Here is a 14291-nt window from a genome sequence, read left to right as displayed (position 1 = left end):
GTTCGACTCCTCTCGGGCGCGCTTTTATTAACGGGAAGTGGCTCAGCTTGGTAGAGCACCTGGTTTGGGACCAGGGGGTCGCAGGTTCAAATCCTGTCTTCCCGATATTCCCAAAAACATGGGGCCTTAGCTCAGCTGGGAGAGCGCCTGCCTTGCACGCAGGAGGTCAGCGGTTCGATCCCGCTAGGCTCCACTTATTTTAATATCATTTATGGCGGTGTAGCTCAGCTGGCTAGAGCGTACGGTTCATACCCGTGAGGTCGGGGGTTCGATCCCCTCCGCCGCTACCATAAAGGACCTTTAGCTCAGCTGGTTAGAGCAGACGGCTCATAACCGTCCGGTCGTAGGTTCGAGTCCTACAAGGTCCACCACTAAAGGTTTATATCTCGGAGGTATACCCAAGTTCGGCTGAAGGGATCGGTCTTGAAAACCGACAGGCGGCGAGAGTCGCGCGGGGGTTCGAATCCCTCTACCTCCTCCATTTTTTCTTAAATTACATATTATATCATCGCGGGGTGGAGCAGTACGGTAGCTCGTCGGGCTCATAACCCGAAGGTCGCAGGTTCAAATCCTGTCCCCGCAACCAAATGGTCCCGTGGTGTAGTGGTTAACATGCCTGCCTGTCACGCAGGAGATCGCCGGTTCGACCCCGGTCGGGACCGCCATTTTAATAAGGCTCGGTAGCTCAGTCGGTAGAGCAGAGGACTGAAAATCCTCGTGTCGGCGGTTCGATTCCGTCCCGAGCCACCATTTTGAAGTCGCAAGCCGGCTTAGCTCAATTGGTAGAGCAACTGACTTGTAATCAGTAGGTTGGGGGTTCAAGTCCTCTAGCCGGCACCACTTTCAAAATGAGCCATTAGCTCAGTTGGTAGAGCATCTGACTTTTAATCAGAGGGTCGAAGGTTCGAATCCTTCATGGCTCACCATTTTCAATTTAATGCGGGTGTAGTTTAGTGGTAAAACAAGAGCCTTCCAAGCTCTGGTCGAGAGTTCGATTCTCTTCACCCGCTTTTCAATTATGGGCCTATAGCTCAGCTGGTTAGAGCGCACGCCTGATAAGCGTGAGGTCGATGGTTCGAGTCCATTTAGGCCCACCATAATTGTTCCGCAGTAGCTCAGTGGTAGAGCTATCGGCTGTTAACCGATCGGTCGTAGGTTCGAGTCCTACCTGCGGAGCCATATTTATAGAGAAGTACCCAAGTGGCTCAAGGGGCTCCCCTGCTAAGGGAGTAGATCGCGAACGCGGTGCGAGGGTTCGAATCCCTTCTTCTCTGCCAGTAATTGGCCCGTTGGTCAAGTGGTTAAGACACCGCCCTTTCACGGCGGTAACACGGGTTCGAATCCCGTACGGGTCATACTAAAAGAGATAGCATAATCTGCTATCTCTTTTTTGTTGTATAAAAGTAGACTTTGGATAGTCTGCTTTTTTTATGCAATAGAAGAAATATGAAGTATTCGCTGTTGCAGTTAGGTACATAGAGAGCCGTAAATACAATCATGTTATTTATTTGGACCTGTATGGATATGAAGGAAGTATGACTGTAGCCTCCTATACTTGGAGAAACCGATGAAAATACATCCGGGAGCTACTGTGGAAAATAAATAATATATAGAAGACAGCTTTTTTAGGTTGTCATTATTGTCGAGTTTTGTCGGTAAGTCGATATATTGCAAAAATCGCTGATATAATTTGAGTTACGATCGATAAATTTCAATAATCGCTGATATATTTGGAGTTACGATCGATAAATTTCAATAATCGCTGATATATTTGGAGTTACGGTCGATATATTCTAAAAATCGCCGATATAATTTCACTTACCGACAAAAACATAAGAAAATCCCTTTCACAATCTAAAGAAAACGCCTCCATTGAAATTGATTCCACACCTATTCTAATAACTTTACACTCTATGTGAAAAAGTTCACAAATAGGTCATAATTTGTGAAGTAATTCACAATAATACGTGCTACAATATGAATGTAAAGAAGTTAAACAACATTAAATTAGTATTTTAATTAATTACTTAAACAATCATAAAAAATAGATGTGAACAATAGAGAGGGGAAATTACCATGAAAAAAGGTATCAATCGTGTAGTATTAGTAGGAACAGGAGCTGTAGGTTGTAGTTACGCTTACTCAATGATCAACCAAGGTGTAGCTGAAGAGTTCGTATTAGTAGATGTTAATGAAGCAAAAGCAGAAGGGGAAGCAATGGACTTAAGCCATGCGGTACCATTCTCTCCATCACCAACAAAAGTTTGGAGCGGTAGCTATGCAGATTGTAAAGATGCAGATTTAGTAGTTATCACTGCTGGATTACCACAAAAGCCAGGTGAAACTCGTTTAGACTTAGTTGAGAAAAATACAAAGATCTTTAAACAAATCGTTCGCGGTATTATGGATAGTGGATTCGATGGAATCTTCTTAATCGCAACTAACCCAGTTGACATTTTAACTTACGTAACTTGGAAAGAATCTGGTTTACCAAAAGAGCGCGTAATCGGTTCTGGTACTACTTTAGACTCTGCTCGTTTCCGTTACATGTTAGGTGACTACTTAGATGTAGATCCACGTAACGTTCATGCTTACATCGTTGGTGAACACGGTGACACTGAACTTCCAGTATGGAGCCACGCTACTATCGGTGTACAAAAACTAGAAACAATCTTAGCTAACAACGAACAGTACAATCAAGAAGACTTAGATAAAATCTTCGAAAACGTACGTGATGCAGCTTACCATATTATCGAGCGTAAAGGTGCAACTTACTACGGAATCGGTATGTCACTACTTCGTGTAACTAAAGCAATCTTAAACAACGAGAACAGCGTATTAACTGTATCTGCATACCTTGAAGGTCAATACGGAGAGAAAGATGCTTACGTAGGTGTTCCAGCTGTAATTAACCGCGAAGGTGTACGTGAAATCGTAGAACTTGAGCTAAATGAAGATGAAAAAGCGAAATTCGCTCATTCTGTAAAAGTATTAAAAGAAACAATGGCACCAGTACTATAATAATTGCTAAATAATTCAGAGGTGGGAAACTGCTTCTTACCTCTGAACTTATATAATTTAATATAAATTCCTTTTCCGGTTTCCCTTGTATATCCCCAATATACCCCTTTTGCTGGATAAGGGTCGTTTATAGAAAAGAGCACTCTACTTTACGTAGAGTGCTCTTTATTATCCCGCATTAACGGGCAGTAAGATCCCCACCTCAAAATGCAGCGAAAGCAAAGAAGTTAGTTTGGTGATCAACTGCCCGTAAAAGCCCGATTGGTTCAACTAATAATCAGTGGGGGGATGAACACCCCCCACTGATTAAAGTTTCACTTTATCATTTTTTAGGCGTTAATCCCAATTTCTTTAAAATATCTGTCAGTGTACCGTTTTTTGATTTTTCTACAGGTGTTTGTGATTTAGATGCATCTGGCCCTTTTTTCAAGAAGTTCTTTTCAACGAAGCGAATATCTTTTTCGTCGACAATCCCATCTTTATTAAGGTCTCCGTCTTTTACAGTTAGTCCTTTTTTACCATAGTTGCTAGCGATAATTTCAGCATCTTTAATATCGATTACTTTATCAGCATTTACATCGCCGGCAAGGTTTTCGTCAGGTCTTGCATAATAATATTGGCCAAGCAGCTTACCGTCTTTTTCAGTACCAAGTTTCGTTGTTAGGCGGCTTGTTAAATGTCCTGGCACTTCTACATATAGGTTATAGTCGCGTTTATTAACTGGAAGTCCATTTAGTTTGAAGTACCCATATTTATCTAGTGAACCTTCAAACTTATGACGGTAAGAATCAGTTGCGTATACTTTTACGCCAAGCTTTGCATAATCAAACTTTTCATCTAAATATCCACGTTCATTTAAGAATGCACCAGGTTTAATATTTCCTTCTACTAGTGAATTTAAGGACATAACTGAGAATGTTTGATCTTGAAGTACACGCATTCTATTTGGTTCTGATTCACCTTGTTTCCAGTAAACAAAAATTGGTGACTCTAATTGAGCGTTTGCTTCATAAAATTCATCATTTTCTACTTTGAAAGTTACATCAATGAACGGGAAATCACCATCTAATCCAGCAAAGTTTTTGTCATCGATAGTGCCGCCAACTGTAACCGAACCTGCCTCTAGTTTCGGTTCATTTACTTTTGCGGTTACTCCTTTTTCGGAAAGTAGCTTTTCAAAAGCAGGATTAAATTTTGCATTTGCAAATTTGAAGTTCTTCTCTAGGAAGTTTACATTAAATTGCCCAGCAACAAATTGTTTTACGTGTTTTGCGTTTAGTGTTACTGTGAACTCGTCATTTTTATATAATTCTTTTTTATCGTAACTAGCTTTCGCATATTGAGCACCTTGTGGGATAAACCAGTAGTTATTTACACCGCTTGGATAGTCAGCTCCTGCAGTTGCATAATCGAAAATATATACGCCTGTGTTCATTGGACCTTCCGTTCTGAAGGAGTCAGGTGTAATGCCAACTTTAAAGTCGCCATTTGCATTAATCGGTAAAAACTTATGCAAGTATGGAGAATAGTCATAGTACATAACGCCATTCGCTTCTTGCGTAATGTTTAATCCTTTTCCTTTTAAGTAGTCAACGTTTGAATCGTATACATTTCCTTTAATCCATAGTGCTTTTTTGCCATCTTCTACTGTATAATTTTCTTCATTTAACTCGTAAATACCAGGTTTTAATCCAGTTAGTTTCACTTCTGGTGGGGTATTATCAATTACAACATAATCACCTTTTACACGTGCTTTCCCAGCCTTATCATAACCGACAAACTCAATTGTGTAGTCTCCTTCTGGTAAGTTGATTTTCTCATCACCAATTGGTTTTGCAGGATCATTTGTAAAAGGATACACTTTTCCATTAAAGAATGAGTCTAAGTAGTAATACACATCAGTTTTTAGTCCACTTGTGTTTAATGTCCCAATGAAGCCCAGAGCTTTATCTGTTTTGGAATCTTTTACGATAAGATCTAACGTTTCAAGTTCGCTGTTTAATTGGAATGCCCCGTGAACATACGATTCACCGTATGGATTAAATTTAGATGTATCAGTTGAAATTGCTTTTCTTGATAGTATTGCATTTTCAATACCAGGCTCTGATACACGAATAGAGAATGGGATTTGATATGTTTCTTCTTTATTTTTCGTGTTCGTAATATGAATATATCCTTCATATCGGCCTTGTTTTACACCGGCTGGAACATTAATTTTTGCTTCAATTTCACCTGCTTTGCCAGCATCAAGAGTAATTGTTTCTGGAGCAGAGATTTTTACACCGTTTGCGACAGCATCGTTAATAGTAGACGAAGCTGGTGTATAAGAAATTTCTGTTTTAAATTCTTTTTTCTCTTGTTTATTATGATTAGTTACTTTTATATTTCGTTTTTGTTCAAGAGCTTCACCGTCTTTTTGATAAAACTTACCGAATGCAATAGATCCAGTTTCTTCGGGCACTTCAATTACTTCATCATTTACAACAGTTTGTGTCGTATCTAATACTTTAAAGCTTGTTTCTGTATGAACGGCGTTGTAAGCATCTACTCGCCCAGCTCCAACTTCATACACCGAATATTTTTCTTTTAAATCATCAGCTGTGTTCATAAGAGACGCTTTTACATCGAACGGAGAGTAGTCTGGGTGTTCTTGTAAAATTAGAGCAGCAACGCCAGCAATATGAGGGGAAGCCATAGATGTTCCTTGCATACGCTCATAGGAAACAGCGTAGTTTTCACCCTCTTGCGGGTCGTTAATATATTCAGGAACTGTTGAAAGGACAGCGACACCAGGCGCTGTAATATCAGGCTTAATATCATCATTTGCTGTAACAGGACCGCGTGAGCTAAAGTCTGCAAGATGATCGCCTTCTGTTTGAATGTAATTAATTTCATCGAAAGTTAAGGATGTGCTACCTTGTTCAATTTGAGCTTTTAGTTTTTCACCGTCTTCTTTCGTTAGGCGGAATGATGGAATGTATTTTGTGCTTTCACCAACGTAGAAAGGAATTTCTCCATCCACGTTGTTATAAATAATAACGGCCTTTGCACCTGCTTGTTTTGCGTTAGCAATTTTTTCATCAAATGAGGTTGTACCACGTGCAACGAGAGCGATTTTTCCTTTTACATCTTTTTTACTAAACTCGTCAGGCGTACCGATTCCTACAGATTCAATAGGTAAAGTTTGTCCCTTAAAATCTTCTATTTTATCAGTGAAGTTTTTGCCGAACAAAATTAGGTTAGGGAATGGTAATTGTCCAGCATGACCTGATAGTTTCGGTAAGGAAATAGAGCTATCACTGGCTCCAACCGTAATAGCAAATGGCGAAGCACCTGGTGATCCGAGTGTTGATGGATTCGGTCCAGAGTTACCAGCAGCAACGACTGTAACAACGCCTGAAAGCATCGCGTTATTAACAGCGATAGATGTTGGATCAAGAGGATTGTTGCTATCATCACCTAACGATAAGTTAATAACGTTCATACCGTCAGAAATAGATTTATCAATTGCAGCGATAATACCTGAACTATCTCCACTTCCGTATGGACCGAGTACACGATAGTTATACAGTTCAATGTCAGGTGCAACACCTTTTACTGCTGAATCAGATTGGTTCTTCTTTTGAGCAGAAACGATACCTGCTACGTGAGTGCCGTGGGCTGTGTAGAAGGAAGAACCGCGGCTATCAAATTCAGGAGCACCAGATTTTTGCCATTCTGAATAAGTAGTTTCCATTGGATCTGCATCGTTATTAATAAAGTCCCAACCCTTTACTGAGTTTGGGTCTACTTTGCTAGAGTCCTCACCAGGTTTTGCGCGATAGCCTTTATATACGTCTTTTAAGTCAGGATGATTGTAATCAATACCTGTATCTAATACACCAACTTTAATTCCTTTTCCGGTAATGCCCTCACTATGTAACTTATCTACTCCAATTTGCGGGATGCTATCTGTTAGTTTTTGAGGTGCTTTTTGCTCAGCTTGTTTTGGTAAATTTAATTTCACTTCGTAATCTTTCCAAATGCGTTTTACAACACCAATTCGTAACAACTCTTCAACTGTATTTGCTGGTAATGTCATCGCAACACCATTTATCGCATGCTTATAAGAACGTTTAATTTGTACAGACTGGAAGTTTCCTGATTTTACTGATGGGCTGAATTGATAAAGACGTTTTAGTCCTTTTTCGAATTCTTCATGTTCTTGATCAATACGTGCTTTTGTATTTTCAGGAGCAGACTGTAATCCTTTTTCTTTTTGTTTTAATTCATTAATCTTTACTGGAGCAGTTTGAAATTCTACGATGATATTTACAGGCTCAGAACTACTCGTATTAATATCTGGTGAAATTGTAAAACCAGGGTTGGCATCTACCGTTTGTAATGCTAGGCGTTGTTCTTTAGAAAGCTTCGATAATATAGAATGAGCATTTGAAGATTCAATTTGGTTAATAGGACTTTCAGCAAGTACATTGAACGGAATGGCAGTTGAAAACAGAACGCCAGCCGTTACAATTCCAGTAACAAAACGGTTTTTCTTTTTCATTTATAGGCCTCCGGTAATATATATTTTTAAAAATTATTTCTCCACACCTGCTGTTTGCTCAGCATGGAATGTCCAGTTTAGCTGCAGGGAATCACCTTGAAATCTATTTTGATCTTGGTCGTTATCTTCAAATGAGAAGAGGACATGTAAGTAATCTGTTTCACCAGATTTAATACCATCTATTAAGTTATGACGTTCTAGAGACGTAGCGACATCTTCAGGTTTCATAGTTTTTAATTCTGATAGTTTTGTTTCCCACAAAATCTCATGATCATCGTTTGGATTAGATGGCTGTCCATCATTCACTAGAAACTTGACGATAATGTGATCACCTAAATCTTCACCGACATTATTTTGCGTTGCATCTGTAACTTCATATGATGTTTCAAGTGCTACTTTTGCAATATCCAATGTACCTTTATTTTCAAGCTTGAAGTTCCTTTCAATAAAATCACCTGGTTTTAAATCTTTCACATTAACGATTACACTTGGATTAATAGAAAGATCTAGTGTTCCAGCTTGAAATGAGTTACTTGATGTTTCTGAATCACTGAAATAGGCGAATACACCGCCGAATGTAAGGGATAAGCCAAGTGAAGCGGTGATAATTCCCATTCCTACTTTTTGTTTTAATGACATAAGAAAGCCTCCTAGTTAAATTTGTATAGCAACCGTTCGCAACAAGGATAAATAAGTAAACATAGTAGTCCGCTATGAATTATAGTTACGAAAGATCGTAGTTCTTTATTGAGAACAAGTATATGCTTATGAATTTCGCGTTTCAATAAAAATATGACAAAAAATGTTGAGAAACATTTTTTATGACAGATTATTTTGTTTTGATTTTGAGTGGAAAATAGCATGAAAAATAGTATAAACCTAATAAAATAAAGGTTGAGAAAAAAATAATAGGAGGAAATATAGAAGTAGAATGAAGCGTTTACAATGAATATTCGTCAAAATTCGATATTTTACACGGAAATGTGAAGAAAAACTAACATTTTTAAGAAAAAAACGAATGTTTTTTATAAATTAACAAGGATATTGCAGTTTTTCGCAGAAATAGTTAAAGTATAAAAAATTCTGTCATCTAAGTGAGGTGAGCATATTGAATGTAATAAATTGTGAAGAAGTGAAACGAGATGAGTTTCATACAGAAAAGTACTATGAAAGTTATAACATCTTTGGCGCGCATGTTGTGACGGAAGATGAGATTCAAGGGGTACGATTTACAGTGTGGGCTCCTCATGCGAAAGCAATGAGTGTTGTTGGGGATTTTAATGAGTGGGATTATGAGCAACATAAGATGCTACAAGTGACAGAAGAAGGCATTTGGTCCTTATTTATACCGCATATTGAAGAAGGAGAAATATATAAATATGCGATTGAAACGTTGGCTGGTGACGTCATTTTAAAGGCAGATCCGTATGCTGTATATGCAGAAGTAAGACCGAATACGGCATCTGTAGTTTTTGATATAAAAGGATATGAATGGAATGATAAAAACTGGAATCGTAAGAAAAAGAAAAAATCGATTTATAAAGAAGCGATGACAGTTTATGAATTACATTTTGGTTCTTGGAAAAAGAAAGAAGATGGAACGCTGTACTCTTACAGGGAAATGGTTGAAGAGCTCATCCCGTATGTGGTGGAACATCAATTTACACATATTGAAATTATGCCGCTTGTTGAGCATCCATATGATCGTTCTTGGGGATACCAAGGAACGGGATATTATGCAGCGACGAGTAGATTTGGTACGCCGCATGATTTAATGCATTTTGTCGACGAATGTCATAAATATGGAATCGGTGTCATTTTAGATTGGGTGCCGGGGCATTTTTGTAAAGATGCTCACGGTTTATATTTGTTTGATGGTACACCGACCTATGAATATAAAGATAAAGATGTACAAGAAAATCCAGTATGGGGAACTGTCAATTTTGATTTAGGAAAGAGAGAGGTACGTAATTTCTTAATTTCAAATGCGTTATTTTGGATGAGATATTTCCATATTGATGGTTTCAGAGTTGATGCAGTTGCGAACATGTTGTACTGGAATAAAGAAGGACAAGAGCAAAGTAATGAGCATGCTGTTTCATTTTTAAGAGAGTTAAATGAAGCAGTGTTTGCAGAGGATGAAGATTTTCTTATGACGGCAGAAGATTCAACAGCTTGGCCACTTGTAACAACTCCAACGTATGAAGGTGGGCTTGGATTCAATTACAAATGGAACATGGGCTGGATGAATGACGTGCTGAAATATATGGAGTGTGCGCCTGAATATAGGAAACACATTCATGAGAAAATGACGTTTTCTTTACTATATGCGTACTCTGAAAACTTCATATTACCGCTTTCTCATGATGAAGTCGTTCATGGGAAAAAGTCGTTATTAAATAAAATGCCAGGTGATTACTGGGATAAGTTTGCTCAACTTCGTTTATTATATGGATATTTCTTTACTCACCCAGGAAAGAAGTTACTTTTCATGGGAGGAGAATTCGGACAGTTTGATGAGTGGAAAGACCTTGAAGATTTAGATTGGAATTTACATGATTTTGAAATGCATCGTTATATGCATGATTACTTTAATGAGCTCATAGCATTGTATAAGCGCTCAAAACCACTTTGGCAACTTGACCATTCACCTGAAGGTTTTCAGTGGATTGATGCTAATAATAATGAGCAAAGTATTTTCTCTTTTATCCGCCAAGGGGATAAACAAGAAGATGCGTTAGTTGTCGTATGTAATTTTACGAAAGCTACATATGAAAACTATAAAGTAGGTGTACCAGATTTCGAGTATTATAACGAGATTTTAAACAGTGATGCACAGCAATATGGCGGTTCGGGGCAAGTGAATAAGAAACGTCTTAAGACGATTCTAGAACCGTACCATAATCAAGCAGCGCATGTAGAGATTACAATTCCACCATTTGGCGTATCCATATTACGACCAGTGAAGACGAGAAAGGGGAGCAAAAAACAAGATGGCTCAAAAACAAAAGTGCGTAGCAATGTTACTAGCAGGGGGAAAAGGTAGTCGTTTAAGTGCATTAACAAAAAATTTAGCCAAGCCAGCTGTTCCATTTGGTGGTAAATATCGCATTATTGATTTTACGCTAAGTAACTGTGCGAATTCTGGTATTGAAACGGTTGGGATTTTAACGCAATATCAACCACTTGAACTTCATAATTATATCGGAATCGGAAATGCGTGGGATTTAGACCGAGTAAACGGTGGGGTCACAGTATTACCTCCTTATGCGGAGTCTTCAGGGGTTAAGTGGTATACAGGTACGGCAAGTGCCATTTATCAAAATTTAAACTATTTAAGTCAGTATGAACCGGAGTATGTTCTTATTTTATCAGGCGACCATATTTATAAAATGGATTACAGTAAGATGCTAGATTACCATATTGAGAAAGAATCGGACGTATCCATTTCTGTTATTGAAGTACCTTGGGATGAAGCGAGTCGCTTTGGCATTATGAATACAAATGAAGAGATGGAGATTGTTGAGTTTGAAGAGAAACCACAATTTCCAAGAAGTAATCTTGCATCGATGGGAATCTATATTTTTAATTGGTCAATTTTGAAAGAGTATTTAGAGATGGATGCAAGAAATCCTGAATCTAGTAACGATTTTGGAAAAGACGTCCTTCCGCTTTTATTAGATGAAGGGAAGAAGCTAATGGCGTACCCGTTTGAAGGATATTGGAAAGATGTTGGAACGGTGAAGAGCTTATGGGAAGCGAATATGGATTTGCTTCGCGATGAAACATCACTGAATTTAAACGATCGTAATTGGCGTATTTACTCTGTCAATCCAAACGAACCGCCTCAATATATTGCTGAAAAGGCGAAAGTAGAAGAATCGCTTATTAACGAAGGGTGCGTCATTGAAGGGGACGTGAAGCATTCTGTGTTATTCCAAGGAGTGACGGTGGAAGAAGGTAGTATGGTAATTGATTCTGTCGTTATGCCAGGGGCCAAGATTGGTAAAAATGTTGTGATTGAAAGAGCGATTGTTGGATCAGAAATGGTTATCGAAGATGGAACAATCATTCGTCCAGAAAAGAATGTTGACGATGTAGTATTAATTGCTGAAGGGAAATAGAAAAGGGGGATGAAATGAATGGGAGAAAAAATGTTAGGGATTATTAATGCAACGGGAAGTTTTCCTTCCTTAAAGAAAGTAACAGGGCATCGTTCACTAGCGGCGTTACCGTTTGGGGGCCGTTATCGACTCATTGATTTCATGCTTTCAAATATGGTGAATTCTAGTATTCATAGTGTGGCAGTTTTTACAAGCCATAAAAATCGTTCGTTAATGGACCATGTTGGTTCAGGAAAACAGTGGGATTTAGATAGAAAACGAGACGGACTATTTTTATTCCCGCCAAACTGCCAATGTGACCAAGATGAATTTGGGTCTTTTGCACACTTTAGAAGACATATTGATTATTTTCTAAGAAGCAGAGAAGAGTACGTTGTTATTACGAATAGCCATCTCGTAACAGCATTAAATTTTCAAGCGGTGTTAGAGCGACATATACATACGGCAGCTGATATTACAGAAGTTTGCCATGAAGGGGTTTCGCTTCAAACATACGTGTTAAAGAAACAATTATTATTAGATTTATTTGAGTCATATAAAGATGTGGAGCAATACAGTTTATTTGATGTAGTGAGAGAAAAACGCGGGAAATCATTACATATTGCTACATATGAACATACTGGATATGTAGCAATTATTGACTCGATCGAAAGTTACTATAAACATAGCTTAGAAATTTTGCAACCTGCTATTTGGAAGCAATTATTTAAGAAAGAAGCACCGATTTTTACGAAAGTAAAAGATGAGCCACCAACTCGTTATCTAAAGGGTGCAGTTGTGAAAAATACAATGATTGCAAATGGCAGTATTATTGAGGGGGAGGTAGAAAACAGTGTTATTTCCCGTTCAGTTAAAATTGGAAAAGGATCAATTATTCGTAACAGTATTATTATGCAAAAGAGCCAAATTGGAGATAACTGTATAATAGACGGTGTTATTATTGATAAAGACGTGAAAATTGGCGACGGTGTCGTATTAAAAGGAAATATCGATGAGCCGTATGTTGTAGAAAAAGGAAGCGTACAAAACAGTACGATTAATAGTTATTCCTAAAGAATCAGTGGGGGCTTTTTCCTCCACTGATTAAAGTTTTAATTTAAATGAAAACTCGAAGGGAGGAAGCTGCAAGAGGAGTAATAAAAACTTTTCGCGCAGTGGGACAACAAGTGAATATTTTATTTGCAGTATCAGAATGTGTACCGTTTGTGAAATCGGGAGGATTAGCTGATGTAGCGGGTGCGCTCCCAAAAGAGCTGAAAAAATTAGGAGTGGACGTTCGTATTATACTTCCGAATTATAGCCTCATTCCACAAAAGTTAAGAGATGGATGTACGTTACATAAAGTAATTAACGTCCCGCTCGGGTGGAGAAATCAATATTGTGGAATTTTAAAAGGTGAGCAAGACGGAATTACGTATTACTTAATAGATAATGAATATTATTTTAAGAGAGATTCTCTGTATGGTCATTATGATGACGGGGAGCGTTTTTCTTATTTCTCAAAAGCAGTGTTAGAGTGTATTCCGCACCTTGATTTTGAAGTGGATGTTCTTCATAGCCACGATTGGCATACGGCTATGGTTAATTTCTTACTTCGTGAAAAGTATCAAGATAACCCGTTATATGAGCGTATTAAAACGGTATATACGATTCATAACTTGCAGTTCCAAGGTGTATTTCCTCCTGAAGTGATGTACGACTTGTTAGAGCTTGGTGATGAATATTTTCATAGTGAGCAGCTAGAGTTTTATGGAAACATAAACTTTATGAAAGGCGGTATTATCGCTTCGGATCAAATTACAGCGGTGAGCCCGACGTATAAAGAAGAAATTCAATATGAATTTTTCGGTGAGAAGCTAGATGGATTACTGCGAAAATATAATGATAAGCTTAGCGGCATTGTAAATGGTATTGATACGAGCGTATATAATCCAGAAAAGGATTCGTATATTAAGGCTCAGTATGATGCAGAGTCATTATATGAAAAGAGTGAAAATAAACGCGCTTTGCAGCGTTATTTTGGTTTGCCAGAAAAAGAGGATACACCAATTATTTCAATGGTAACGAGATTAACGAAGCAAAAAGGTCTTGATTTAGTACGCACTGTATTCCGCGAAATAATGGAAGAAGATGTACAATGTATTATTTTAGGTTCAGGTGATTCGGAATATGAGCAATTCTTTGAGTGGATGGCATATGAGTATCCGGAGAAGGTAAAAGTTTATATCGGATTTAATGAAGAATTAGCGCACCAAGTGTATGCGGGAAGCGATTTGTTTTTAATGCCATCGCTGTTTGAACCGTGTGGACTTGGACAACTTATCGCATTAGCGTACGGTACGATTCCAATTGTAAGAGAAACAGGTGGATTAAACGATACAGTACATTCTTATGATGAAGAAACAGGCGAAGGAAATGGTTTCAGTTTCACGAACTTTAATGCACATGACATGCTGCATACGGTTCACCGTGCAATTGAATTTTATCATGATAAACCAGTGTGGGAGCAGCTTGTAAAACAAGCGATGACTGAAGATTATAGCTGGGAGCAATCGGCTCTTGCTTATAAGGAATTGTATAAAAGTCTCATGGAATAACAT

Annotated in this window: 7 protein-coding genes and 15 tRNA genes; 20 read left to right on the top strand and 2 right to left on the bottom strand. The window is 38.2% G+C overall.

Annotation, left to right across the window (positions count from 1 at the left end):
* Positions 1-31 precede the first annotated feature (31 nt).
* From ACS2FK_RS23880 to ACS2FK_RS23805, 16 genes are all read left to right on the top strand, one after another.
* A tRNA-Pro gene (locus tag ACS2FK_RS23880) sits at positions 32-105 on the top strand.
* Positions 106-120: 15 nt separating this feature from the next.
* A tRNA-Ala gene (locus ACS2FK_RS23875) sits at positions 121-193 on the top strand.
* A 20-nt stretch (positions 194-213) separates the two neighbouring features.
* Positions 214-290 (top strand) — tRNA-Met (locus ACS2FK_RS23870).
* A 4-nt stretch (positions 291-294) separates the two neighbouring features.
* Positions 295-371: transfer RNA gene (locus tag ACS2FK_RS23865), tRNA-Ile, on the top strand.
* 17 nt (positions 372-388) lie between these two features.
* A tRNA-Ser gene (locus tag ACS2FK_RS23860) sits at positions 389-481 on the top strand.
* A 28-nt stretch (positions 482-509) separates the two neighbouring features.
* A tRNA-Met gene (locus ACS2FK_RS23855) sits at positions 510-586 on the top strand.
* 3 nt (positions 587-589) lie between these two features.
* Positions 590-665 (top strand) — tRNA-Asp (locus tag ACS2FK_RS23850).
* A 9-nt stretch (positions 666-674) separates the two neighbouring features.
* A tRNA-Phe gene (locus ACS2FK_RS23845) sits at positions 675-750 on the top strand.
* Positions 751-764: 14 nt separating this feature from the next.
* Positions 765-840: transfer RNA gene (locus ACS2FK_RS23840), tRNA-Thr, on the top strand.
* A gap of 10 nt (positions 841-850) precedes the next feature.
* A tRNA-Lys gene (locus tag ACS2FK_RS23835) sits at positions 851-926 on the top strand.
* Between the two features lie 13 nt (positions 927-939).
* A tRNA-Gly gene (locus ACS2FK_RS23830) sits at positions 940-1010 on the top strand.
* A 10-nt stretch (positions 1011-1020) separates the two neighbouring features.
* Positions 1021-1097: transfer RNA gene (locus ACS2FK_RS23825), tRNA-Ile, on the top strand.
* 7 nt (positions 1098-1104) lie between these two features.
* Positions 1105-1179, top strand: a tRNA-Asn gene (locus tag ACS2FK_RS23820).
* A gap of 7 nt (positions 1180-1186) precedes the next feature.
* Positions 1187-1277: transfer RNA gene (locus ACS2FK_RS23815), tRNA-Ser, on the top strand.
* Between the two features lie 6 nt (positions 1278-1283).
* Positions 1284-1355 (top strand) — tRNA-Glu (locus ACS2FK_RS23810).
* Positions 1356-2076: 721 nt separating this feature from the next.
* Positions 2077-3021, top strand: coding sequence for an L-lactate dehydrogenase (locus ACS2FK_RS23805; RefSeq protein ID WP_000715346.1), 945 nt, complete (start codon positions 2077-2079; stop codon positions 3019-3021).
* 322 nt (positions 3022-3343) lie between these two features.
* Here the strand turns inward: ACS2FK_RS23805 and ACS2FK_RS23800 are convergent, their stop codons facing one another.
* Complete coding sequence (locus ACS2FK_RS23800; RefSeq protein WP_063548919.1) at positions 3344-7567, bottom strand: S8 family serine peptidase; 4224 nt, start codon at positions 7565-7567, stop codon at positions 3344-3346.
* 33 nt (positions 7568-7600) lie between these two features.
* Complete coding sequence (locus ACS2FK_RS23795) at positions 7601-8206, bottom strand: CalY family protein (protein WP_000053928.1); 606 nt, start codon at positions 8204-8206, stop codon at positions 7601-7603.
* A 469-nt stretch (positions 8207-8675) separates the two neighbouring features.
* Between ACS2FK_RS23795 and glgB the strand changes: the two genes are divergently transcribed.
* From glgB to glgA, 4 genes are all read left to right on the top strand, one after another.
* The gene (gene glgB / locus ACS2FK_RS23790) at positions 8676-10613 is read left to right on the top strand and encodes a 1,4-alpha-glucan branching protein GlgB (protein WP_063548917.1); all 1938 of its coding nucleotides are present in this window, start codon (positions 8676-8678) and stop codon (positions 10611-10613) included.
* Positions 10561-11691, top strand: a complete 1131-nt coding sequence (gene glgC, locus ACS2FK_RS23785; RefSeq protein ID WP_000057604.1) for a glucose-1-phosphate adenylyltransferase — start codon at positions 10561-10563, stop codon at positions 11689-11691. The genes glgB and glgC overlap by 53 nt, the downstream gene beginning before the upstream one ends.
* Before the next feature lie 18 nt (positions 11692-11709).
* Entirely contained in the window at positions 11710-12744 is a 1035-nt protein-coding gene (gene glgD / locus ACS2FK_RS23780; RefSeq protein WP_000504162.1) for a glucose-1-phosphate adenylyltransferase subunit GlgD, read from the top strand.
* 113 nt (positions 12745-12857) lie between these two features.
* Positions 12858-14288 (top strand): glycogen synthase GlgA, encoded by a 1431-nt coding sequence (gene glgA, locus ACS2FK_RS23775; protein ID WP_063549374.1) that lies wholly within the window; start codon positions 12858-12860, stop codon positions 14286-14288.
* The last annotated feature ends 3 nt before the right edge of the window (positions 14289-14291 follow it).

It is taken from the genome of Bacillus cereus group sp. BceL220 (assembly GCF_051776965.1).
GTDB lineage: Bacteria > Bacillota > Bacilli > Bacillales > Bacillaceae_G > Bacillus_A > Bacillus_A cereus.
Note: the sequence above shows the minus strand (reverse complement) of the source record. Positions and strands in the feature narration are given on the sequence as shown.

Excerpts from the sequence above, each read along its gene's own strand:
- ACS2FK_RS23805 (WP_000715346.1), top strand. The coding sequence starts at position 2,077 with ATGAAAAAAGGTATCAATCGTGTAGTATTAGTAGGAACAGGAGCTGTA.
- glgC (WP_000057604.1), top strand. The coding sequence starts at position 10,561 with ATGGCTCAAAAACAAAAGTGCGTAGCAATGTTACTAGCAGGGGGAAAA.
- ACS2FK_RS23795 (WP_000053928.1), bottom strand. The coding sequence starts at position 8,206 with ATGTCATTAAAACAAAAAGTAGGAATGGGAATTATCACCGCTTCACTT.
- ACS2FK_RS23800 (WP_063548919.1), bottom strand. The coding sequence starts at position 7,567 with ATGAAAAAGAAAAACCGTTTTGTTACTGGAATTGTAACGGCTGGCGTT.
- glgD (WP_000504162.1), top strand. The coding sequence starts at position 11,710 with ATGGGAGAAAAAATGTTAGGGATTATTAATGCAACGGGAAGTTTTCCT.